Annotated in this window: 21 protein-coding genes and 1 pseudogene; 11 read left to right on the top strand and 11 right to left on the bottom strand. The window is 72.2% G+C overall.

Annotation, left to right across the window (positions count from 1 at the left end):
* Window positions 1–843: 843 nt before the first annotated feature.
* A complete protein-coding gene (locus AB0I68_RS17425) occupies window positions 844–1635 on the top strand; it encodes a VOC family protein (RefSeq protein WP_363178346.1) in 792 nt (263 codons plus the stop codon).
* Window positions 1636–1645: 10 nt separating this feature from the next.
* Here the strand turns inward: AB0I68_RS17425 and AB0I68_RS17430 are convergent, their stop codons facing one another.
* The 3 genes from AB0I68_RS17430 to AB0I68_RS17440 form a co-directional block, all read right to left on the bottom strand.
* Window positions 1646–2476 carry an enoyl-CoA hydratase-related protein gene (locus AB0I68_RS17430; RefSeq protein ID WP_363178347.1) on the bottom strand — a complete coding sequence of 277 codons (831 nt, stop codon included), beginning with the start codon at window positions 2474–2476 and terminating at the stop codon, window positions 1646–1648.
* Between the two features lie 142 nt (window positions 2477–2618).
* Window positions 2619–4853: an acetate--CoA ligase family protein gene (locus AB0I68_RS17435; protein ID WP_363178171.1), complete on the bottom strand. Its 2235-nt coding sequence runs from the start codon at window positions 4851–4853 to the stop codon at window positions 2619–2621.
* Between the two features lie 196 nt (window positions 4854–5049).
* Window positions 5050–6258, bottom strand: a complete 1209-nt coding sequence (locus AB0I68_RS17440) for an NAD(P)/FAD-dependent oxidoreductase (RefSeq protein ID WP_363178172.1) — start codon at window positions 6256–6258, stop codon at window positions 5050–5052.
* Window positions 6259–6444: 186 nt separating this feature from the next.
* Between AB0I68_RS17440 and AB0I68_RS17445 the strand changes: the two genes are divergently transcribed.
* From AB0I68_RS17445 to AB0I68_RS17460, 4 genes and pseudogenes are all read left to right on the top strand, one after another.
* Window positions 6445–6897, top strand: coding sequence for a DoxX family membrane protein (locus AB0I68_RS17445; protein WP_363178173.1), 453 nt, complete (start codon window positions 6445–6447; stop codon window positions 6895–6897).
* Window positions 6894–7301: a Zn-ribbon domain-containing OB-fold protein gene (locus AB0I68_RS17450; RefSeq protein WP_363178174.1), complete on the top strand. Its 408-nt coding sequence runs from the start codon at window positions 6894–6896 to the stop codon at window positions 7299–7301. The genes AB0I68_RS17445 and AB0I68_RS17450 overlap by 4 nt, the downstream gene beginning before the upstream one ends.
* 169 nt (window positions 7302–7470) lie before the next feature.
* The gene (locus AB0I68_RS17455; RefSeq protein ID WP_363178175.1) at window positions 7471–7674 is read left to right on the top strand and encodes an EF-hand domain-containing protein; all 204 of its coding nucleotides are present in this window, start codon (window positions 7471–7473) and stop codon (window positions 7672–7674) included.
* A gap of 157 nt (window positions 7675–7831) precedes the next feature.
* Window positions 7832–7945 (top strand): annotated as a pseudogene (locus tag AB0I68_RS17460) (IS5/IS1182 family transposase); the annotation flags it as partial.
* A gap of 107 nt (window positions 7946–8052) precedes the next feature.
* Here AB0I68_RS17460 and AB0I68_RS17465 read toward each other — a convergent pair.
* Window positions 8053–8925, bottom strand: coding sequence for a helix-turn-helix transcriptional regulator (locus AB0I68_RS17465; protein ID WP_363178176.1), 873 nt, complete (start codon window positions 8923–8925; stop codon window positions 8053–8055).
* A 188-nt stretch (window positions 8926–9113) separates the two neighbouring features.
* Here AB0I68_RS17465 and AB0I68_RS17470 point away from each other — a divergent pair, with 188 nt between their 5' ends.
* Window positions 9114–9875: an SDR family NAD(P)-dependent oxidoreductase gene (locus tag AB0I68_RS17470; RefSeq protein WP_363178177.1), complete on the top strand. Its 762-nt coding sequence runs from the start codon at window positions 9114–9116 to the stop codon at window positions 9873–9875.
* A 151-nt stretch (window positions 9876–10026) separates the two neighbouring features.
* Here the strand turns inward: AB0I68_RS17470 and AB0I68_RS17475 are convergent, their stop codons facing one another.
* Together AB0I68_RS17475 and AB0I68_RS17480 are read right to left on the bottom strand one after the other, a co-directional pair.
* The gene (locus AB0I68_RS17475) at window positions 10027–10722 is read right to left on the bottom strand and encodes a pyridoxal 5'-phosphate synthase (RefSeq protein ID WP_363178179.1); all 696 of its coding nucleotides are present in this window, start codon (window positions 10720–10722) and stop codon (window positions 10027–10029) included.
* 141 nt (window positions 10723–10863) lie between these two features.
* Window positions 10864–12066, bottom strand: a complete 1203-nt coding sequence (locus AB0I68_RS17480) for an acetyl-CoA acetyltransferase (RefSeq protein WP_363178180.1) — start codon at window positions 12064–12066, stop codon at window positions 10864–10866.
* A 171-nt stretch (window positions 12067–12237) separates the two neighbouring features.
* Between AB0I68_RS17480 and AB0I68_RS17485 the strand changes: the two genes are divergently transcribed.
* Both AB0I68_RS17485 and AB0I68_RS17490 read left to right on the top strand, forming a co-directional pair.
* Complete coding sequence (locus tag AB0I68_RS17485; protein ID WP_363178181.1) at window positions 12238–13470, top strand: acyl-CoA dehydrogenase family protein; 1233 nt, start codon at window positions 12238–12240, stop codon at window positions 13468–13470.
* Window positions 13470–13943 (top strand): nitroreductase family deazaflavin-dependent oxidoreductase, encoded by a 474-nt coding sequence (locus AB0I68_RS17490; protein ID WP_363178182.1) that lies wholly within the window; start codon window positions 13470–13472, stop codon window positions 13941–13943. Before AB0I68_RS17485 ends, AB0I68_RS17490 begins: the two co-directional genes overlap by 1 nt.
* 99 nt (window positions 13944–14042) lie before the next feature.
* On the opposite strand, the gene AB0I68_RS17495 is transcribed toward AB0I68_RS17490, so the two are convergent.
* A complete protein-coding gene (locus AB0I68_RS17495) occupies window positions 14043–14690 on the bottom strand; it encodes a TetR family transcriptional regulator (protein ID WP_363178183.1) in 648 nt (215 codons plus the stop codon).
* Window positions 14691–15171: 481 nt separating this feature from the next.
* On the opposite strand from AB0I68_RS17495, the gene AB0I68_RS17500 reads away from it, so the two are divergent.
* The 3 genes from AB0I68_RS17500 to AB0I68_RS17510 all read left to right on the top strand — a co-directional run bounded on the left by AB0I68_RS17500 (window position 15172) and on the right by AB0I68_RS17510 (window position 19139).
* The gene (locus AB0I68_RS17500; protein ID WP_363178184.1) at window positions 15172–15972 is read left to right on the top strand and encodes a VOC family protein; all 801 of its coding nucleotides are present in this window, start codon (window positions 15172–15174) and stop codon (window positions 15970–15972) included.
* Window positions 15973–16176: 204 nt separating this feature from the next.
* Window positions 16177–18585, top strand: coding sequence for a PQQ-binding-like beta-propeller repeat protein (locus AB0I68_RS17505; protein ID WP_363178185.1), 2409 nt, complete (start codon window positions 16177–16179; stop codon window positions 18583–18585).
* Window positions 18586–18641: 56 nt separating this feature from the next.
* On the top strand, window positions 18642–19139 hold the full coding sequence (locus AB0I68_RS17510; protein ID WP_363178186.1) for a peptidylprolyl isomerase: 498 nt from the start codon (window positions 18642–18644) through the stop codon (window positions 19137–19139).
* A 176-nt stretch (window positions 19140–19315) separates the two neighbouring features.
* Here the strand turns inward: AB0I68_RS17510 and AB0I68_RS17515 are convergent, their stop codons facing one another.
* From AB0I68_RS17515 to AB0I68_RS17530, 4 genes are read right to left on the bottom strand one after another with little or no spacing between them, the layout of a single operon-like run.
* A complete protein-coding gene (locus AB0I68_RS17515) occupies window positions 19316–19828 on the bottom strand; it encodes a hypothetical protein (protein ID WP_363178187.1) in 513 nt (170 codons plus the stop codon).
* A 2-nt stretch (window positions 19829–19830) separates the two neighbouring features.
* On the bottom strand, window positions 19831–20328 hold the full coding sequence (locus tag AB0I68_RS17520) for a hypothetical protein (protein ID WP_363178188.1): 498 nt from the start codon (window positions 20326–20328) through the stop codon (window positions 19831–19833).
* A 29-nt stretch (window positions 20329–20357) separates the two neighbouring features.
* Complete coding sequence (locus tag AB0I68_RS17525; RefSeq protein ID WP_363178189.1) at window positions 20358–21686, bottom strand: hypothetical protein; 1329 nt, start codon at window positions 21684–21686, stop codon at window positions 20358–20360.
* 30 nt (window positions 21687–21716) lie between these two features.
* Window positions 21717–22163, bottom strand: a complete 447-nt coding sequence (locus AB0I68_RS17530) for a hypothetical protein (RefSeq protein ID WP_363178190.1) — start codon at window positions 22161–22163, stop codon at window positions 21717–21719.
* Between the last annotated feature and the right edge of the window lie 241 nt (window positions 22164–22404).

The raw sequence follows: 22404 nt of genomic DNA on the forward strand, positions 1-22404 counted from the left end.
TCAACCTGCACCAGACAGCGGCTAGATGACCACGCCGGTAGGCCTGGGCCCGCAGACGCACCAGATCGCTACGCGCTCCGCCCGGCTTGGCGTCCTCGCCCCGCCTCTGGCTGGGCATAGGCCGCCCGCGACCGGCACAGATGCACCTTGACATGCGACCAAGGGTTGTTTGTCCCGTTTTGGCGGCCGGTCGGGAGGTGATGGACCCCTGGCAGAGTCAGGGGTTGAGAAATCCGGCACCAGACTCCGTCTGGCCCGCTTTCGCCCCCCAGACGGCCCGCAGGCGCCCGAAAAGCCCGAATAGGGTGGCGTGTGGGCGGCCTATGTCCAGCCACAGACGGCCGCCGGACGCCAAGCCGGGCGAAGCACGTAGCGATCCGACGCGTCCACGGGCCAAGGCCTACTGGCGTGGTCATCTCGCCGCTGTCTGGTGCAGGTTGACCCTGCCCGGACGCGGAAAGGGCTTCCTATGGGCCCTTGAGGGAGCCTTCCTCTCCCGTGCGCCCGTCACCGGCTGGGCTCGGTGGTCCTGGTGGGCCGGCTCCGGACGATGGGAAGCCCTCGGACACTCCACCGACCCCGGCCGACCGAAACCCCGCCCCCGGAGGTCCCGGCCGACCGTTCCGACGCGGAGCACACGACCCCCCGCCCCCGACACCCCGCCCGACCTCCTGTCCCCGAGTCGGACAGCCCCCGCCCCCGCCCCGCCCCTACCCCCACACGGGTGAAACCCCCGACCCGTCCGGACTCGTACGCCCGGCTCGTCCCGGAGGGCTCGGCATGGTGGCGGGGATCGGCGTGCCGCCGTACGCCGACGGACCGGAGATCCCCCAGGAGGACCCCATGCTCGGCACCGACTTCCGTACCGGATCGCCCAACTGGCTCGACCTCGGCAGCCCCGACACCGACGGGGCCGCCGCCTTCTACAGCTCCGTCTTCGGCTGGTCCTTCACCGCTCTGGGGCCCGAGGCCGGCGGGTACGGGTTCTTCCAGGTGGACGGAAAGACCGTCGCCGCCCTCGGGCCGCTCACGGAGGAAGGGGCGAACACCGCCTGGATGGTGCACTTCATGAGTCCGGACATCCAGGCCACCGTCAAGGCCGTCCAGTCCGGCGGCGGGAAGATCCGGATGGAGCCCATGGACGTCATGGGCGAGGGGTGGCTCGCGCAGGCCACCGACCCGCAGGGCGCAGAGTTCGCCGTGTGGCAGCCCGGGAAGACGGCCGGGCTGGGGCTGACCTCCGCCGAGAACTCCCTGGTGTGGGCGGAGCTGCACGTACCCGACCCCACCGCGGCCGTCACCTTCTACAACGGCGTCTTCGGCTGGCGCAGCCAGGAGATGGAGGCGCCCGGGATGACCTACCGCGTGCTCAGCATCAAGGACGGCGACCAGCAGCAGGCCTCCTTCGGCGGGATCGCGCCCATGGGTGACGGCGCGGGCAGTGGCGTCGAGAAGCCGCGCTGGGTGCCGTACTTCAACGTCCCGGACGTCGACGCCACCGTCTCCGCGGTCAGCGGGAACGGCGGGTCGGTGCTCATGCCCGCGGCGGACGTGCCCGACGTCGGCCGGATCGCCTGGGTGGCGGACCCGTACGGTGCCGTGTTCGCCCTGCTGAAGCCGAACCCGCAGATGTGAGCGGGGCCGGCTACCGCCCGAGGTACCTGGGCGGGCGGCGCTCCACGAAGCTCGCCACCCCCTCGTTCGCGTCGGCGGTGCTCATGTTGATCTCCTGAGCGGTGGCCTCGGCGGCCAGTGCGGCCGCCCGGCCACCGTCCAAGGAGGCGTTGACCAGCTGCTTCGTCAGTGCCAGGGCGCGGGTCGGGCCCTGCGCGAGGCGCTCCGCCCACTCCCGGGCGGTGGCCTCCAACTCCTCGCCCGGGACGACCCGGTTGACCAGGCCGAGCCGCTCGGCCTCGGCCGCCGGGACGGCGTCGCCGAAGAACATCAGCTCCTTGGCCTTCTGCGGGCCGACCAGGCGCGGGAGCAGGTACGCGCCCGCGCCGTCGGGGACCAGGCCGCGGCGGACGAACACCTCGATGAAGCGGGCCGATTCGGCCGCGATGACCAGGTCGCAGGCGAGCGCGAGGTGTGCGCCGATGCCTGCGGCCGTGCCGTTGACAGCGGCGACGACGGGCTTCTCGCAGTCGAGCACGGCGGTGATCAGGCGCTGCGCGCCGAGCCGGATCATGCGGGCCACGTCGCCGGCGACCCTCTCGCCCGGTGACGCGGGCGCGCCGCGCAGGTCGGCGCCCGCGCAGAAGCCCTTGCCGGTGGCGGTGACGACGACGGCCCGCACGGCGGGGTCGGCGGAGGCCTCGGCGAGCAGGGCGATGACGCGCTCGCGCTGGTCCCAGGTCACGGCGTTCATGGCCTCGGGACGGTTGAGGGTGATCCACGAGACGCCGTTGTCAGTGCGGTGCAGTACCAATGAATCGAGAGGGAGCTCGGCTGGTTCGGCTTGGGGGGAGTCGGTCATGGGGGTGCTGCTCCAGTTCAGGGGGCTGTCGGCCGTCACGCTTGCGGTCGTACGGGCCTTACGCGCGCGGGCACGGGCGGAATCGCGGGCGGGGGCACCAGCGGGGGCGCGGGCGGAATCGCGGGCGGGGCTGCCCCCGCCCTCACCGGCAGATCGCCAGCGCGTCCAGCGCCACCGCTCCCTGCCCGCGCGGGAGCACCATCAGCGGGTTGATGTCCAGCTCCGAGAGCGAGTCGCCCAGTTCCAGCGCCATCCGCTGGACCCGCAGGACGACCTCGACCAGCGCGTCGACATCCGCCGGGGGCGCCCCCCGGACCCCCTCCAGCAGGGCGTGGCCGCGCAGTTCGGTCAGCATCGCCCGCGCCTGGTCCTCGCCGAAGGGCGGGACGCGTACCGCCGCGTCGTGGAGCACCTCCACCAGGACCCCGCCGAGGCCGACCGTGATGGTCGGGCCGAAGAGGTCGTCCTGGGTGACGCCGACGACCATCTCCACCCCGCGTTCGACCATCTGGCAGACGAGGATGCCGTCGAGCGGGACGTTCTCGTAGCGGGCGATGTCCGTCAGCTCCCGGTACGCGTCCCGGATCTGGCTCGCCGAGGTGAGGCCGATCTTGACCAGGCCCAGCTCCGTCTTGTGGGCGAGCTGTGGTCCCGAGGCCTTCATCACCACCGGGTAGCCGACCAGGCCGGCCGCCCGCACCGCAGCCGCCGCGCTGGTCACGAGCTGCTCGCGGGGGACCCGTATCCCGTAGGCCCGCAGCAGCTGTTTCGCCGCGTGCTCGCTGAGCTGCTGGCCCGGGCGCATGAGTGCCTGCGCTTTGCGGTACGAGGGGGACGGGGTGCGCGGTGCGTCGTCGAAGGGGGAGCGGTAGCCGGTGGTGAAGCGGTGGTGGCCGAGGTAGGCGCGGACGGCGGTGATGCAGTTGCCGAAGGTGCGGAAGGTGGCCACCCGGGAGGAGCCGAGCAGGGTGGTGCGGTAGGCCTTCTCGGTGCCGACCGGGGAGCCCCAGACGACGCAGACCAGCTTGTCGCTCTCCTCGGCCGCGTCCACCAGGTCCTGGGCGAGCTTGTCGCTCATGGGCGGGAAGGGCCCGGTGATGGGGCAGATCAGCACGCCCACCGCCGGGTCGGCGAGGATCGCGTCGATGATCTTCCGGCCGCGCCAGTCGCCGACCGGGTGGCCGCCGTTGTCGACGGGGTTGGTGACGCTCAGGAACTCCGGTATCCACTGGTGGAGCTCGTCCTGCCTGGCCTGGGAGAGGGTCGGGAGGCTGAGCCCGGCCTCGGTCGCCAGGTCCGAGAAGTGGGCTCCGGTGCCGCCGGAGATGGAGTACACGACGACCCCGTCGGCCAGCGGTTTGCGGGCCCGGGCGAGCAGCGCGGCGGTGTCCTGGAGCTCGTCCAGCCCGTCGACGCGGATGACGCCGAACTGTCGCATCGCGGCGTCCACGACGGTGTCGGCCCCGGTCAGCTTCCCGGTGTGGGAGGCGGCCGTCCGGGCGCCGGTCTCGGTGCGGCCGACCTTGACGGCGACGACGGGGACGCCCGCCCGGGCGGCCCGGTCGGCGGCCAGCAGGAAGGACCGGCCGTCCTTGAGGCCCTCCACGTAGCAGGCGATGGCGCCGACCTCGGGCTGCTCGGCGAAGTAGGAGATGAAGTCGGAGGTCTCGAGGTCGGCCTCGTTGCCCGTGGGAGCCCAGTGGGAGAGCCGGATGCCCAGCTCCTGGAGGGCGTAGACGGGCCGGCCCTGGTGGCCGGACTGGGTGATCAGCGCGATGGCCGGGCCGTCGAGGTCGTCGCGGAACTTCTCGAAGGCGTTGAGGTTGGTGTTGGGGCCGAGGAGGCGAAGGCCCGATCGCCGGACCGCGGCGGCGAGCCGCGCCTGGGCGGCGGCGCCCGCGTCTCCGGTCTCGGCGAAGCCGGAGGCGAAGGCGACGGCGAACTTCACCTTGGCCTCGGCCAGTTCCTCGATCACGGGCAGCGGATCGCCGACGAGGAGGACGGCGAGGTCCACCTGCTCGGGCAGGTCGGCGACGGACGCGTGGCAGGCCAGCCCGAAGACGGTGGGGCGGGTGGGGTGCACGGGGTGGATCCGGGCGCCGACGCGCTCCGCCCAGGCGATGAGCTGGCGGGTGATGCCGGTGTTCGGTCTGCCCTCGGCGTCGGAGGCGCCGATGACGGCCACGGACTCGGGCCGGAAGAACCGGTCCAGGTCGGGGACATCGGCGTGCAGGGGCCGTCCGCTGACGTCCACCGCGACCGTGTCCGCGGCGGACGGCGCCGCCGTGGAGTGGACGGCCGTCCTGGGGGACTCGCCGCAGGCCTCGACACGTGCGCGGAAGTCGGTGGTGAGGGTGCCGTGAGTAGATCCAAGCATCGTTCCGCCCGCTCCTGCTCGATGAACTCAATAACTGACGCGTAGTCAGATTACTGAACTGACGTGCCGTCAGGAACAGTGCTGCGTAGGAAAGCTGGTGGAGGTGATGTGTGGAACGGTGACAGATCTCATCGGGGCGGGTCCAGGACCGGATTCGGCCTGTTCTGCGGGAGACCGGAAACGGCGGTCCGGGCGGCTATGCGAGCGGGTCGACCGGGCGCAGGCCGGTGTCCGGCAGGGCCTCGGCCGGCTGCCCGGCCCGGGGGCCGAGCCGGCGGGACAGGGCCTTGGCGATCTTCTCGGCGTCCAGGGCCATCTCGCGGAACATCCCGCTGATGGGGTTGGTGAAGCCGGTGAAGTACAGGCCGGGGGCCTGCGCGGGTGTGCGGGCGCCGTGCGTGCGGGGCCGCCCGCGCCCGTCGAGCACCTCCAGGTGTCCGACCAGGCCCTCCAGGCCGCGGCGGTATCCGGTGGCCGCGATCACCGAGTCCGGGGTGATCCGCGAACCGTCCGCGAGCACCACCTCGCCGCCCTCGAAAGAGGCGACGGCGGCGACCGGTTCGACCCTGCCCGTGCGGACGGCGTCGATCAGGCCGACGTCCTGGACCGGGACGGCGCCCTCCTTGACCCTGCTGTACAGGCCGGCGCCGGGGCGGGGGAGTCCGTATGCCGACAGGTCCGGCACGGAGACCTTGGCGACGAGCGCGCCGAGCCGGTCCACGAGCCGTACGGGCAGTCGCCGCACCAGGATCCCGGTGCGCTGGGCCGGCCAGCCGGCGGTGGAGCGGCGCACGATGTGCGGGGCCGTCCGCACGGCGATCCGCACCCGGGCCGCCCCGCCCTCGACCAGGTCGACGGCTATCTCGGCGCCGGTGTTGCCGATGCCGACGACGAGCACGTCCCGGCCCTCGTACGGCTTGGCGTTGCGGTAGTCGCGGGCGTGCAGCAGCCGGCCGCCGTACGTGTCGCGGCCCGGCCAGTCGGGCAGCGCGGGCGTGTGGTTGAACCCGGTGGCGACGACCACGGCCCGGGCGTCGAGCACGCGCCCGCCGGTGGCGTGCAGGAGCCAGCCGTCCCCTCCGGGAGCGGGGTCGATCCGGGTCACCTCGACGCCGCTGACGAGCTCCAGCTCGTGGAACTCGGCGTACTTCTCGAGGTAGCGCACCACGTTGTCGCGCGAGACCCACCGGCCGAACCGGCGCGGCACGGCCAGGCCCGGGAGGGCGGAGAGCCGGCGCGTGGTGTGCAGGTGGAGGCGGTCGTAGTGGTTCCGCCAGGAGGCGCCGACCGCGTCGGACTTCTCCACGACCACCGCGCGGACCCCGCGGGCGCGCAGCGCGGCAGCCGCGGCGAGGCCGCCGGGACCGGCGCCGATCACGTAGACCGGGCGGGGCTGGGTGGTCATGTCAGGGGCTGTGGGGACTCCAGGCATGAGGAGTGATCGTATCGACACACAGCGTTGATGGGTCTCGGACGAGGAGGGAATCGATTGCGGATCGGTCACGGGCGGCCGCCGGGCCCGTGCTGGGGCCTTGCGGGATCGCCCCGGATCCGCTGAACTGACGTACCGTCAGATCGAGAGGGAGGGCCGATGCAGACCGTCTGGCTCAGTGGGGCCGAGTGGCTCGCCGTGCTCCGGATAGGCCTCGGCCTGTGGTGGCTGGAGAGCTGGCGGCACAAGGACAAGAAGGGCTGGTTCGAACGCGGCACCGGCATCGCGTGGGCCGCCGACGTCGCCGGCAAGCACCGCTGGCCGCTCGTGAAGGGCGGCTTCGAGAAGGTCGTCCAGCCGCGCCCCCGCCTGATGGCGTACATCGTCGTCTACGCGGAACTCGCCCTCGGCCTCGGCCTGGTACTCGGCTTCCTGACCCCGATCGCCCTGGCCGGCGGTCTGCTCCTGAACCTGCTCTATCTGGTGCTGATGATCCACGACTGGGCCGAGCAGGGGCAGAACGCGATGATGGCGCTCATCTCGCTCGTCGCGCTCTTCGCGATGGCCTGGCAGGCCTGGTCCCTCGACGCGGCGACGGGACTGCTCCTGTGACCACGCGATACGACCTCCCCGAGATCGACGACTTCACCCGCCCCTACTGGGACGCGGCCGCCGAGGGCCGGCTCCTGCTGCGCCGCTGCGGGGACTGCGGGCGCGCCCACCACTACCCCCGGGAGTTCTGCCCGTTCTGCTGGGCCGGCGAGGACCGGGTGGCCTGGGAGCCGGCGAGCGGCCGCGCCACCCTCTACACCTGGTCGGTGATCCACCGGAACGACCTCCCCCCGTTCGGCACGCGCGTCCCGTACACGGCGGCCGTGGTCGACCTGGCCGAGGGCCCGCGGATGATGACCGAGGTGGTGGACTGCGCCCCGGCGGACCTGCGCATCGGCATGCCCCTGCAGGTGACCTTCCGCGAGGCGTCGGAGGGCATCCAGATCGCGGTCTTCCGTCCTTAAGGGCTTGCAGGGAAGCAACACCTTGATTCCGTGCAAGCCCTTAGGGCGCCGGCAGGGGGAGCGGGCGACACACCCATTCGGCCGCCAGGTACAGGAATTGCCGGGCGAATATGCCAATGTGGAGTGGGTCGAACAGACCTTCACGGTCCTGTGAATTCGAGAGGAAGTCATGACCGAGGGCGAAGTCAAGAGCCTGTTCGAGCAGATCGACGCCGATGGCGATGGGCAGATCAATATCGTCGAACTGGCGAACTACTTCAAGCGCGAAGGCCATCAGGGGCATCTCAGGGAGAAGGTCACGGCCGCCATGGCAGCGGACAGGAACCGTGACCGGGTCATCGACTTCCACGAGTTCCAGGACATGATGAAGTAAGAGAATTTCTCGGGGCTTATTCATCCTGCGCCTGTAGGACAGCCCCCGTTGGGCCTGAAAGGTCCAACGGGGGCTGTCTGCGTTCCCTCATCGCCACCGTTGCCGTACTAAGAGGTGGCGCGGATGGGCGGCAGGCGGGGCCAGCTGGCAGACGGAACAGGCCCCCGGCGGCGGCGAAGCGGCCGGCCGCTCACCGGTCGACCGGGGCGAACAGGGCATGAAGCGCTCGGGCATGACCGACGGCTACGGCATCCCGCTCGGCCGCGTCCTGCGCGACAAGGACGCCGGGGGCTCATGACGACGGCACCTGGACGGTCTGCGAATGGCGCAAATGGCGGCGCGGTCGTTCTGGCTGCGCCGCCGGACGGCCGGTGTTCGTCAGGGTGTCTTCGGGTGCCTGGTGTCTGCTGGTCTGCTGCGTGCTGTGTCGGTGGGTTCGGTGTGTGAGAGTGCGGCGAGGAGTTGCAGTTTCTCGTCGCTGTCGCTGTCCTTGTCTGGGTAGTAGACGACCAGGATGACGTCGCCTACGGGGAGTTTGTCGCGGTGGAGCCGTAGTTCACCGACGACTGGGTGGTTGACGGTGGTGGTGCCTCCGTCGAGGTTGCGGACGTCGTGTCGGGCCCACAGGGTGCGGAACCGCTGGCTGGACAGTGCGAGTTCTCCGACGAGTTCGACGAACCGGGGATTGTCGGTGTCGTCCCCGATGGTGGTGCGAAGGGTGGCGATGAAGCCGGCGGCGGCTTTCGTCCAGTCCTGGTGGAAGGCTTGTTCCTCGGGGTCGAGGAGGAGGGAACGGAGCCGGTTCTCACCGGGCCGCAGTCGCGGGGAGAGCGCGACGGCCATCGGGTTGGAGGCCAGGACGTCGAAGGCGCGTCCCTCGACGAACGCGGGGATCTGAAGGTGGGCAAGGAACTGGTGCACCCGTGCCGGTACCTGCTCGGGCCGCTTGCGGCGCGGCGTCCTTGGGCGGGCTGCCACGAGGCCGAGCAGATACGTCCGCTCGATGTCGTCGAGGTGCAGGACCCGCGCGAGTGATTCGAGGACCTGAGGAGAAGGATTCTTGTCGCGGCCCCGTTCCAGGCGCAGATAGTAATCGGCGCTGATTCCGGCGAGCAGGGCGACTTCCTCACGGCGCAGGCCCGGGACGCGGCGGTTGCCGCCGGACGGGAGCCCCGCCTGCACCGGGGAGACCAGCTCACGCCGGGCGCGGAGGTAGCTGCCGAGCCGGTTGTCCGATTCCTCATCCTTCATACCGACACCGTAATGCGGTGCGCGCGTTTCAGAGGGGGCCCTGGCAGGACCAGGGAAGACGGGGGCCCTGCCACACCCGGCGGATGCCGTCAAGACTTGCGGCATCACTGTTTGTGAAGGACAGGGACCATCGCTGAATGCGCCGCGAGCCTAAACGCCGTCGCGCCCTGAACTGAAGGGAAGATCTCGTGGATCTCTCCAACCGCACCGTTCTCATCGTCGGCGGGACCTCGGGCATCGGGCGAGAACTGGCCCGCCGGTTCGCCGCAGCGGGCAGCACCGTGGCTGTTGGCGGCCGTAGCCCGGAGGCACTCTCGGAACTCGCCCAAGAAGGCTTCGGCACTTTCGGCATCGACGTCACCGACAGTGTCTCCGTCGCACGTGCCCGCGACGCCGTGCTCGCCCAGTACGCCGAACTGGACACCGTGGTGACCATGTCGGGCGTCATGCTCCTGGAGGACCTGCGCGACTCCGCGCACTTCGAGGCGGCACGGACGACGATCGACACCAACCTGGTCGGCACCATCCGCGTCATCGATGCCTTCACCCCGCACCTGGTCGAACGCGGCGCCGGCACCTTCATCACCGTCACCTCCGGCATCGCCTTCCTGCCGTTCCCGCCCATGCCCACCTACGCCGCCTCGAAAGCTGCGGTGCACGCCTACTCCGAGGCACTGCGCGCACAACTCGACGGCACCGGCGTCAGCGTCGTCGAGCTCGTCCCCCCGGCCGTCGCCACGGCAGGACAGGAGAAAGTGAACCCGTTCGCACTGCCGCTCGACGACTTCGGCGCCGAGGTCATGCAGTTGCTCTCGCAGGACCCCACCCCTGAGGAGATCCTGGTCGACCGGGTCCTCATGCATCGCTGGGCTGAGCGCGACGGCACCTACGACGACCTCGTCGCACAGCGTTCCCAGGCCCTGACCATGCTCCCCAGCCGCCAAGGCTGACACAGCCGCTCGCCCTTTGGACCGCCATTCAGGATGGCAGCGCAGGCACAGGTCTCCCCGGTGATCACAGAGTGCCGCAACTCCGTGATCACGGAACCTGTGCCTGTTCCGTCTGCCGGCTGGCCCCGCCTGCCGCCCATCCGCGCCACCTCTAGGGCCAGAGCAGCTCGCGGACCCAGCCGGTGCCGTCCCCGTTGCGGCGGTAGTGCAGCCGGATGTGCCGGCGCGCCGCGTCGCCCTGGAAGAACTCGACCTCGGCGGCCTCCAGCACGTACCGGGTCCAGGTCGGGGCGGGGGCGTCCGGCTCGGCAGCAGCGCGCTCCCAGGCGGCCGCCGAGGCCTCGGCCAGCTCCTGCACCGAGCCCAGGACCTCGCTCTGCCGGCCCGTCAGCGCCGCCGCGAGCGCACCCCGCGAGCGGACCGCCAGGTCCGCCCGGCTCTCCTGCGGCCCGCAGGCGGTGACCCGGCCGCGGATCCGGATCTGCCGGGCCACGGCGGGCCAGTAGAACCCGAGCGCGGCATCCGGGTGCCCGGCCAGCTGCCGGCCCTTGGCGCTGGTGGCGTGCGAGGCGAAGTGCCAGCCGTGCCCGTCGGCGTCGTGCAGCATCAGGATGCGCACGTCGGGCCGCCCGTCGGCGTCCACCGTCGCCAGGCTCATCGTGTGCGGCTCCGGCTGCCCGGCCTCGGCGGCATGCAGGAACCACTCCCGGAACAGCGCCAGCGGCTCGTCCGGCGCGGCCTCCGGATCGAAGCCGGGAAGCGGGCCGTCCCATACGCGCAGGGAGTGCAGGGCGGCGTGGAACGCCTCGATCTCGTCCATTTCGTCGCTTCCGATCTCGCGGGTCATGCCGCCCATCGAACACCACGGGGGCAGCTTCGGCGTTCGCCGGAACCGAGGCCCCGTCCACTGCCGCCCGGACGGCAGCCGGCCCCGCCGGCAGCCGCTGCCCCGGACAGCCGCTGCCCCGGACAGGCGCCTGCCGCCCCGCTAACCCCGCCCCAGGATCACCGTTCCCGACGAGCAGAACCAGCCGCCCGTGCCCGACGCGAGGGCTACTTCCGGTCGGCGGCCGCCGGGTCTGGCGACCTGGCCCGCTCCCGCCTCGCCGCGGAGCTGGCGTACCGCCTCGACCAGCAGGAACAGGCCGCGCATGCCCGGGTGGCAGGCCGAGAGGCCGCCGCCGTCGGTGTTGACCGGCAGTTCCCCGTCCCGTAGGAGGCGGCCCTTCTCCACGAAGGCCCCGCCCTCGCCCTTGGCGCAGAAGCCGAGGTCCTCCAGGGTGACCAGGGTCATGTACGTGAAGGCGTCGTAGATCTCCGCGATGTCCACGTCCGCCGGTGTGAGGCCCGCCCGTTCGAAGGCCAGACGGCCCGAGACCGCCGCCGGGGACACGGTGAAGTCCTCCCATTCCGACATGGTGGTGTGGGAGACGGAGGTGCCGGAGCCCAGGATCCAGACCGGCTCCTTCGCCGTGTCCGGTACGTAGTCCTCCGCCGCCAGCAGCACCGCGCAGCCGCCGTCCGAGCGGATGCAGCAGTGCAGTTTCGTGAAGGGGTCCGCGATCATCTCGCCGGACAGGACCTCGTCCACCGTGATCGGGTCGCGGAACATCGCGTCCGGGTTGGTGGCGGCGTTCGCCCGGGCCTGGACGGCCACCGAGGCGAGCTGCTCGAGCGTCGTCCCGTACTCGTGCATGTGGCGACGCGCGGCCATCGCGTACTTGGAGATCAGGGTGTGCCCGTACGGGACCTCGAACTGGAGCGGCCCCCGCGCCCCGAACGAGAGGTTCGCGGTGCGCCGCCGCGCCTTGATGTCGGCGCGCGCCGTGGATCCGTAGACGAGCAGGACGGCGTTCGCGTGGCCGGCGGCTATCGCGTCCGCCGCGTGCGCCGCCATGACCTCCCAGGTCGATCCGCCCACCGAGGTGGAGTCGACCCAGGTGGGGCGCAGCCCCAGGTACTCGGCCACCTCGACCGGCGCGAGCGTGCCGAGGCCCGCCGAGGCGAAGCCGTCGACGACGTAGCGGTCCAGGCCGGAGTCGGCCAGAGCGCGCCGGGCGGCCTGCGCGTGCAGGGCGTACGGGGTGGGGCCGTCCACCCGGCCGCAGTCCGAGAGGGCGACGCCGACGACGGCGACCCTGCGGCGTCCTTCGCGAGGGGCGGGTGTGGGTCCAGGCGTGGGTCCAGGCATGGAGTGACGGTACATCTGACGCTCTGTCAGTTTCTAGTCCGCGCATACGGATCCCCCGCGACACCGGGGGTCCCCGCCCCCTGTGCATCTGCCGCCGCCCGCCCTAACATGACGGCCCGTCAGATACGCCCCCAGCCACCGCTGGGAGGTGCCCCCAGGAGGAGCCAGACGATGGACGCCGCCTTCACCGCGGAGCAGGACGAGATGCGCCGTACCCTGCGCGAGATCCTGGGCAAACGCTGCGGCCCGGACGAGGTCAAGGCCGCCGTCCGCACCGCCGCCGGACACGACCGCGAGCTGTGGCAGCGGCTCTCCGCGCAGCTCGGCCTGCCGGGCATCGCCGTCGCCGAGGAGTACGGGGGCGTCGGCTGCACCCCCGCCGACCTGGCGCTGGCCTGCGAGGAGACCGGGCGGGCGTTGCTGCCCTCGCCGCTGCTGGCCACCGCCGCGCTCGCCGCACCGCTGATCACCGCCCTCGGCACCGCGGCCCAGCGCTCCGCACTGCTCCCGCCGCTCGCTGCCGGCGGGCTCACCGCCGCCCTCGCCGTACCGGGGTCGGCGCTGTCCACTGCCCTGGCGCTGACCGGCGAGAACGCCCCCGGGGAGTGGGCCGGCGGGGGCCGGGCGGGCGGGGTCCAGGCCCGGACCGGCGAGGACGGCGGCTGGCGGTTGTACGGGGAGGTCGCGCAGGTGCTCGACGGGCACAGCGCCTCCGTGCTGCTGGTCGCCGCGCACACCGGCGGGTTCGCCCGGAGCCGGACGCTGCTGTTCCTCGTACGGGAGGACGCCCCCGGGCTCGTCCGGTCGCGGCAGGCCACCCTGGACGAGACCCGGCCGCAGGCCCGCATCGAACTCCGCGACACCCCGGCGGAGTTGCTCGGCACCGACATCGGCACCGACATCGGCACCGGTCACGGAAGCGGTGACGGAGCCGGTGACGGCGGAGTCCTGGCCGCGCTCGCCGCCACCGGGCGCACCGCCGCCGCCGTCCTCGCCGCCGAGGCGGTCGGCGCGGCCGGGCAGGCGCTGGCCCGCACGGTGGAGTACGTACGCCGGCGCGAGCAGTTCGGCCGGCCCGTCGGCTCGTTCCAGGCGGTCAAACACCGGCTCGCCGACCTCTACGTACACGTACAGGCAGCCCGTTCGGCGGCCTACTACGCCGCCTGGGACCCGCAGCAGAGCGGCCTCGCCCTCGCCCAGGCCCTGGAGGCGCTGCGGGTCACGGCCGGCGAGGCGATCCAGCTGCACGGCGGCATCGGCTTCACCTGGGAGCACGACGCGCACCTGTACTTCAAGCGGGCGGCGGCCGACGAGCTGCTGTTCGGCCCGGTCCACCGGCTGCGGGCGCATGCCGCCCACCGCGCGGGCCTGTTCGCCACCACACAAGAGAAGGCGGCCGTCTGATGGCGCCCGGCGTCAAGCTGATGCAGAGGGTCTCCTCGACCATGCTGTTCGCCAGGATCGCACCGCACTTCATCCCCGCCATGGACAAGGCGGTGCACAAGCTGACCCGCGGCAAGGTCATGCTCAGCGCCCGGATGCTCCCCGGCGTGATCCTGACCGCGAAGGGCGCCAAGACGGGCGAACCGCGCACCACACCGCTCGCCTGCATGCCGGAGGAGGGAGGCGTCAGCTGGCTCCTGATCGGCTCCAACTTCGGCCGCCCCGGGCACCCCGCATGGACCGGGAACCTGCTCAAGCATCCTGACGCGGACGTGAGTTGGAAGGGCCAGGACATCGCCGTACGTGCCCGGCTGCTGGCGGGCGAGGAGCGTGCGGCGGCGTGGCAGGCCGTGCTGACGTTCTGGCCGCCGTACGCGACGTACCAGGCGCGCATCGAGCGCGAGATCCGGCTGTTCCGCCTGGAGCGTCGCTGATCGCGGGCGGACTGCCGATTGCCGATGGGGGAGGGGGAAGGGGAAGAGCAGGGGAGAGAGGTGTGGGAAGGGCGGCGGACCCCCGGGGAGGGTCCGCCGTTACTTGGTCGGCTTCTTGCCGGTGATGCCCAGGTGGACGAGCAGCGCCAGGTTCGGCTTGAGCTCGGCCTGCTTGACACCCCAGGTCTGGAAGCCCTTCTGGTGCGAGGCCACCGCGGCGAGCATCGCGACCAGCGAACCCGCCATGGCGGCCGGGCTGACGTCCTTGTCGACCTTGCCCTTGGCCTGGAGCTCCTTCATCGACTCCGTGAGGGAGTTGGTGACGGAGTTCAGGATCTTCATGCGGATCTTGTAGAAGCGCTTGTCGCCCTCGGCCGCGCCGAGGTCGACGACCCGCAGGATCGCGTCGTTGCGCCGCCAGAAGTCCAGGAAACCCTCGACGAGTTCCTCGGCGGCCTGCCAGCCGGCCTTGCCGACCCAGTTGCGGCCCTCGACGAGCGCCGTCAACTGCGCGCCCTCCGTGGCCATCTCCTCGGCGATCTCCAGGACGGCGCCCTCGACGTCCGGGAAGTACTGGTAGAAGGTCGCGGGAGAGGTGCCGGCCTTGCGGGCGACGTCGATCACCTTGACGTCGCGGTAAGGCGAGGAGCTGAGCATCTCGCTGAGGCAGTCGAGGAGCTTCTGCCGCGTCGCCTGACCGCGCCGGCCGGCAACGCGGCCGTCGACGGTGCGTACTTGTCCTGTCATGCCGTCAGCTTACCGAGGGGTGATCTGCGCGCGATTCGGCCGCCTGCAAATGGGGTTACGTGACACCTGGCCTGGGCGAAGGTCGCGCCCCGGGCCGTTCCGGGTGGCCGTTTCCGGGCAGGATCCGGGCGGAATCCGGGCGGGCGAGGTGTCGTGGAGGTGCTGGTTCCGGGTGCGTCCGGGGCGGATCCGGGGCGGATCCCGGGCGGATTCCGGGTGGATCCGGTGCGAAATCCGAGCGGTATCCGGCCCGATTTCGCCCGATCTCGGGCCGCCGCCAGGCCCGAGCCCCGCCCGGTTCCGGGCCGCGCGCACCCGGCGGATCCGCCCCCGTCCGCTCTCGTCCGTCCTCGTCCGCCCACTCGGGTGACCCGCCCGCTTCCTCTCGATATCCCCCGATTAGTCTTGTCAACAGGCTGTGGACAAGACTTCGGGCAGATCATGGCTGAGGGGCAAGGGGCACAACGGAAGGAAACGGGCCATGGCCGCATTCGCGGAGGGCACACCCTGCTGGGTGGACGCCTCGCTTCCGGACGTCGAGGCGGGCAAGCGCTTCTACGGTGAGCTCTTCGGGTGGACCTTCGGCGCCGGCGCCGGCCCCGAGTACGGCGGCTACACCCAGGCCTACAGCCGCGGCCGCAACGTCGCCGCCCTCGCGCCCAAACCCGACGGCCGCATGCCGACCGTCTGGGGGATCTACCTCTACACCTCCGACGCCTACGCGTGCGCCGCCCGCATCCGCGCCTCCGGCGGCCAGATGGTGATGGACCCCCAGCCGGTGGGCCCGTACGGCGCCGCCGCGCTCGCCGCCGACCCCGGCGGGGCCGTCTTCGGCCTGTGGCAGCCCGGCACCCACCACGGCTTCGAGGCCCAGCAGGAGCCGTACACGTACTGCTGGAGCGAGGTCTACACGCGGGCCCGCGACGCGGTCGACGTGTTCTACGCCAACGTCTTCGGCTACGTCCCCGAGGACCAGGACGACGCGGGCTCGGGCGTCGAGTACCGCCTGTGGTCCCCGCCCGGCAGCCGGCCGGGGGCGGAGACCGCCGTCATGGGGCGCAGCCTGATCACCGACGCGTTCCCGGAGATCATGCCGGCGCATTTCCTCGTGTACTTCGCCGTCCCCGACTGCGACCAGTCCGTCGCGATGGTGAAGCGGCTCGGCGGCCGCGTCACCGCCGACCCCTTCGACACGCCGTACGGGCGGATCGCGGTCGTCGCCGACAACCAGGGGGCGGTGTTCGCGCTGCTCTCCGAGCCCCGGGAGAGGCCGGTGGAGTAGCGACCCCGGGCCGCCGCGCTTCGTACGTCCGTCCGCCCGGCCCGGACTGTGACGACACGGCCCCGGCGCGGGCCTGACAGAATCGGGTTGCGCGACCCCGGGCGGCGCCCGGGGTGAGACGCTGCACGGGGCCGACCGCCGTGCCGGCGCGCGTGCAGGTGGGAACGGGCCCGGCAAAGGCCCGTACGGGGAGGTGTGAGGCGAGTGGTGGAGCAGCTGACGCAGCACGACCCGAGACGGATCGGCCCCTTCGAGGTGCTGGGACGGCTCGGCGCCGGCGGCATGGGGCTGGTCTATCTCGCGCGGTCGGCATCCGGGCGCCGGGTGGCGATCAAGACGGTGCGGACCGAGCTCGCCGAGGACCAGCTGTTCCGGGTGCGCTTCACCCGCGAGGTGGAGGCGGCGCGCGCCGTGTCCGGCTTCTACACCGCGGCCGTGGTCGACGCCGATCCGCGGGCCGCCGTGCCGTGGCTGGCGACCGCGTACGTCCCGGCGCCCTCCCTGGAGGAGATCGTCAACGAGTGCGGGCCCATGCCCGCCCAGGCCGTACGGTGGCTCGCCGCCGGCATCGCCGAGGCCCTGCAGTCCATCCACGGCGCCGGCCTCGTCCACCGCGACCTGAAGCCGTCCAACGTGCTCGTCGTCGAGGACGGCCCGCGCGTGATCGACTTCGGCATCGCGAGCGGCGTCTCCAACACCCGCCTGACCATGACGAACGTCGCCGTCGGCACGCCCGCGTACATGTCGCCCGAGCAGGCGAAGGACTCGCGCAGCGTCAAGGGTGCCAGCGACGTCTTCTCGCTCGGCTCGACGCTGGTCTTCGCTGCGACCGGGCATCCGCCGTACCACGGGGCGAACCCGGTGGAGACGGTGTTCATGCTGCTGCGCGACGAGCCCAACCTGGAGGGGCTCCCGGACGAGCTGCGGCCGCTGATCGACTCCTGCATGCAGATGGACGCCACCCAGCGTCCGACCCCGGCCGACCTCCAGGCGCAGCTCGCCCCGCACCTCTTCGACGGCGGCGACGACAGCGGTACCGCCTCGGCGTGGCTGCCGGGACGGGCCGTCGCGATGATCGAGGCCCGGCGGGCGGGGCAGCGTACGGCGGCCGCGCCGGTCCCGGCTCCCGGCCGTCCTGCGGGGCGCGCCGCCGAGCCCGCCACGCACCGCCGTGAGCCGCGCGGCGGCGCCGACCCCTGGGCCGACCCGCGGACCGGCCAGGCCGTGCCCCAGCGCCCGCAGCACCCGCCGAGGCCGGCGCACTCGGCGCCGTCCGGCGAGCCGGTCCGCCTCGGCGGCTCCCCGGTGCCGATCGGGCCCGGGCCGCGCGCGAGCGCCGTGGCTCCCGCCGCCCCCGCTCCCGCCGCGGATTCGGCGACCGGCTGGGTCCGCCCGCCGGGCGGAGTGGCGGCCTCCGCGGCGGCCCCGGCCTCCTCCTCGGCGTCGGCCGTGGCGCCGGCCCCCGGCCCGGCCCCGGACGGCGGCCGCTGGCGCCCCTGGCGGTTCCGCATGTCGAACGAGGTCTGGGGCACCCCGACCGTCGCCGGAGACCTGCTGTACGTGACCTCCTTCGAGGTGCACGCGCTGGACGTGGCCAGCGGCCGCCGCCAGTTCAAGACCCGCGACGTCGCCTGGTCCATGGCCGTCGCGGACGGCCGTATCCACGCCTCCGACGGCCCCTCCCTCTACGCGCTCGACGCCGGCGACGGCTCCGAGCGGTGGCGGCTGAACGCCGACGCCTGGGTGTACGCGCTGCGCGCCGAACGGGGCACCGTCGTCACCGCCACGCGCGGGGGCGGGGTGCAGGGCTGGGAGGCCAGAGACGGCCAGAAGCTGTGGGAGCTGACCGGCGCCCAGAGCGATTTCGAGACCCCGGAGGCGGCCCCCGTCCTGCACGACGGCACGGTGTACGTGTGGCAGGACGCGCGGCTGCGCGCCCTGGACGCCCGCAGCGGCCGCGAGGCCTGGTCGTACCCGGTCGGCGACGCGGCCTCCTGCGGCAACGTCCCGGTACGGGTCACCCCGGCCCCGGACGGCAACGTCTACGTCGCCGCCGGCACCCGCGTGCTGTCCGTGGACCGGGCCTCGGGCCGGGTCCGCTGGCACTTCGAGGCCCCCGCGGTCTTCCTGGCCGCCCCGGCCTTCGCGCCGGGCGCGGCGGTCACGGGCGGCGGGGTGTACCTCGCGGACTACCTGGGCACCGTCTACGCCCTGGACGCGGCCACCGGCAAGGACCGCTGGCGCATCGCCACCGAGCCGCGGCCGTCCTCGGACCCGGTGCTGGTCGCGAACGGCAACGTCCACCTGGGCGCGGGCAGCGCGCTGTACACGCTCGACGCGGTCACCGGCACCCCGAAGTGGCGGTTCGCCGCGGGCGGCGAGATCACCGGCCCGCCGACGGTCGCGGACGGCCGCGTGCACTTCGGCTCCGCCGACCACTGCCTGTACACCCTGGACGCGGCGGGCGGCCAGCTGCGCTGGAAGCTGGCCACGGGCGGGGAGATCACGGGTGCCCCGGTGGCCGAGGCGGGCGTGGTCTATGCGTGCAGCAAGGACCGCTGCGTGTACGCCCTGGACGCCGCCAAGGGCACGGGGACGCGTACGGCCGGGTGAGGGGTTTCGGGCCCCTCCGGGTCGCGCGCAGCACCGGGAGTGACAGGATGGACCCCATGAGCAACGTTTACTTCGACATCAACATCGACGGCCAGCCCGCCGGCCGGATCGTCTTCAACCTCTTCGACGACGTCGTCCCGCAGACCGCCAAGAACTTCCGCGAGCTGGCCACCGGCGAGCACGGCTTCGGCTACGCCGGCTCGCCGTTCCACCGCGTCATCCCGCAGTTCATGCTCCAGGGTGGCGACTTCACCAACCAGAACGGCACCGGCGGCAAGAGCATCTTCGGCGAGAAGTTCGCCGACGAGAACTTCCAGCTGAAGCACGACCGCCCGTACCTGCTGTCGATGGCGAACGCCGGCCGCAACACCAACGGCTCGCAGTTCTTCATCACCACCGTCGTCACCCCGTGGCTGGACGGCAAGCACGTCGTCTTCGGCGAGGTCGTCGAGGGCACGGAGATCGTGGACGCGATCGAGAAGCTCGGCAGCCCTTCGGGCACCACCCGCGGCAAGATCGAGATCGCGGCCTCGGGCGTCATCGAAAAGGCCTGACCCCACCTGCCTGTACACGGCCGGCCGGCCCCGCCCCTCCGGGGGCCGGGGCCGCCGCCGTGCCGGTCAGAGTCCGCGCACTCCGCGCCGGGTCCACCCGGACTCAAGGACCGTGTTCCGCATCCTGGTGCCCGTGTACGTGTCCCGGAAGCGTCCCGTCGGCGGCCCCTGCCCGGTCACAGCTTGAACAGCGCTCCGCGCCAGGTCCAGCCCGCGCCGAGGACCGCCTTGCGCAGGGGATCCTTCAGCTCCTGGGTGTCGAAGGAGAACGTCTCCACCTTGTGCCTGCGGCCGTCGGGCCCCTTCTCGAACGTCCACTGCTTGGAGACCGTGTTCACCTGGCCGCGGCCCTGTGAGGCCGATGTGGCCAGCCGGGGCGTGTCTGCGACCCAGGTGACCTCCAGCTGCTCGTCGAGGGCCCGCACCTCGTGGTCGCCGGGGACCAGCCGCATCCTGACCTTGAGGGTCCTGTCCAGCTGGTACTTGACGAAGAAGCTGCGCCACGCGGGCTCCAGGACCTGCCACTCCGCCACCAGGTCGGCCTTCTCCTCGGGGCGGGCGTTGCGCACGACGTACGGCTTGTCCGGGCCGTTGACCGCGAGCAGGGCTTCCCGCACCTGCGTGGCGGTCATCGGTGCGGCCCCGCCGTCCGGGTGCGCGGTGCCGGTCAGCTTGTTCCACAATCCCATCGTCAGCCTTTCGTGGCGGTGTCCGGGCGCACGCTGCGCAGGAACTCCTGGAAGTCGCCCAGGACGCTGTCGTACTGCGCCGCGGTGGCGGTCAGGATCGTCCGGACCAGCGCCCGCTTGTGCGGGTCGGTGACGTCCGCGATCGTCATGTAGACCTGGGACTGGACGAGGTCGCGGGGCACGCCGGCGACGATGGCCGACAGGGTCAGCCGCTGCGTCAGGCCCGGTGCGTCCGGGCCGCCGATCCCGCGGCGGCCGCCCACCTCCACGGTCACCGCGGCCTCGCGTACGCGGTCGGCCGAGGCGTCGGCGAGCTCTTCCAGGGTGACCCCGTCGGCGAGGAACTCGCCGTCGATGGTGATGTTGGCGGTGAACCCGTCGTCCGGTCGGCCGTGCAGCGCGATGAAGGCGACGCCGGGGGCGCCGACTTCGTCCGGCGGGGCCGGCCGCCAGCCGTCCGGCAGGCTGAACTCGATCGGTACCGGCAGTGTCGTGGCCATTCAGGGGCCTCCTTCCTCGGAAACGTACATCAGTCGAACCAGCCCGAGACGGTGTCCTTGACCGAGCCGGCGGCGTCGCCGACCGCGTCGGCCGCATCGCCGAAGGCCTTGCCCACCTTGTGCGGGTCGACCGTGAACTCCGCGCCCACGGAGCCGCCGAGGCCGAGGGCGACTCCCACCTTGCCGCCGATGTGGAACTTGCCGTCCTCGCCCTTGCCGAAGGTCACCTTGGCCTCCGCGCCCGCGCCGGCCCAGCCTTCGGCCGTGCCGCCCGCGCCGATGCCGGCGAGCTCGCCGCCCCCGGCGACGGTGCCCTTGGCGCCGGCGAACGCCTTCGCGCCGGCGTTGAGGCCTTCCGGGCCCACTCCGGCGCTGACCGCGGCCTCGCCGCCGGCGAAGCCCTCGGCGCGCTCGTAGACGCCGGCGTACCCGTACTCCTCGCGGCCCTCGGCCAGGGCGCGGCCGCCCGCGGAGACCTCGGCCTTGCCGGTCAGTCCCTTGTCGGTGAAGCCGTAGTTCGCGGTGGCCCGGGCGCCCGCATAGGCGTCGGCGATGCCGGAGAGCTTCATCGAGCCGTCGGTGACCGAACCCTTCGCCGTGACGTGGCCGAGGTCGGCATACGCCTTGACGCCGCCCTCCTTGCCGTACTTGGTGCCCGAGACGGAGGTGCCCGCGTCGGGTCCGGTCGCCGTGACGCTGCCCTCCACACCGTCGGTCTTCGTCCCGGCCTTGGCCTCGTCGGCCTTCTTGGCGTCCTCGATGGCCTTCACGTTCGCCGCCAGGTCGCCGTCGGCGCCCGCGTTGAAGCCGCCCAAGGTCTGGTCGGCGCCCGTGATGTAGTCCTTGTTGCTGTCGGTGACGGCGCGGCCGAGGGCGGCCTTGACGTTCTGGTCGAGTTCGGCGACGGCCTTGACCCGGTCGTCGATGTGCTGCTGCCACTTGCTGACGGCGTCGCTGATGGACTTCTGACCGTCGGGGTCATGGTGGTAGGCGCTGCGCTCGGCCGCGGTGAGCTTGGCGTAGTCGAAGGCGACGTGGCCCTGTTCGGAGACGGTCATGCCGGCGGCGATCGCGTCGTCGCGGGCGCTTTCGAGCTTCTTCTTGAGGTCGGATATCTTCTCGTGCGTCTCGCGCAGGAGGCTCGCGACGGCCTTGGCCTGGGTCTGCGCGGCGGCGTACTCGTAGCGGGTGGCCTCGAAGCGGGTGTGGGCGGTTCCCGCGCTGACGCCGGTCCAGCTGTCGCCCATGGTGATCTTCTGGACGGTGTCCCCGTAGCGGGTCTCGACCTTCTTGAGCTCGTCCGCCATGCCGTCCCACTTGGTGGCGGCCGTCGTGAGCAAGCCCAGGTCGGTGGTCATGACCTCGTGATAATTGAGCACCCCAGCCCCCTACATGTGGTCCAGTTTTGACTGCGAGAGGAACTGGCTGCCCACGCCGGTGTCGTTCTGCGTGAACAGCCCAGAGGCGCCGCGCAGCGCGCCCTTCTCCGAGGACAGCCGGCCCATCAGGACCTTCACCTGCTGGTCCCAGGTGTCCGACACCGTCTTGAGGGCGGCGGCCGTCTCCCAGCTCTCGAAGCCCTTCTGGGCGGCGTTGGTGGCCTCGTCCGCGAAATCGGTGGCCTTCTTGGTGTTCGGTTCGAGCTCGGTCTCGATGGTGCCCGCCGCCGTCTTCTTCTGGGCGGGCGTCGAGGCGAAGTCCTGTCCGCCGCCCGGCGCGAAGGGGCCGTACGGGGCGCCCGGCCCGCCCGGGGCGCCGTTCAGCCGCATGCCCACCTGCTGGTCCGTGACGCCCGTTTGCGCCCGGCCCCACTCCTGGCCGAAATCTGCTGCCATGCTGGTATCTCCCCCGTTGGAAGGCCCCGGTCATATGCATGCCAACCACGCGCGGGGCCAGGCGGCTCCGATGCCCGGTTCGGGCTTCCTGCCGCCGTGATCGGGAGGACGCGACCCGGCGTCGGGCGGTTGCGGAATTTCTGCCTCCGCTCAGGACGGGAACGTCCGCACCGCCGGCGGGCCCGCGAGCAGGGACTCGGTTCGAGCCGGCGCGTGCGCCAGGTGCGGGGAGGTCAGGTGG

It is taken from the genome of Streptomyces sp. NPDC050448 (assembly GCF_040655295.1).
GTDB lineage: Bacteria > Actinomycetota > Actinomycetes > Streptomycetales > Streptomycetaceae > Streptomyces.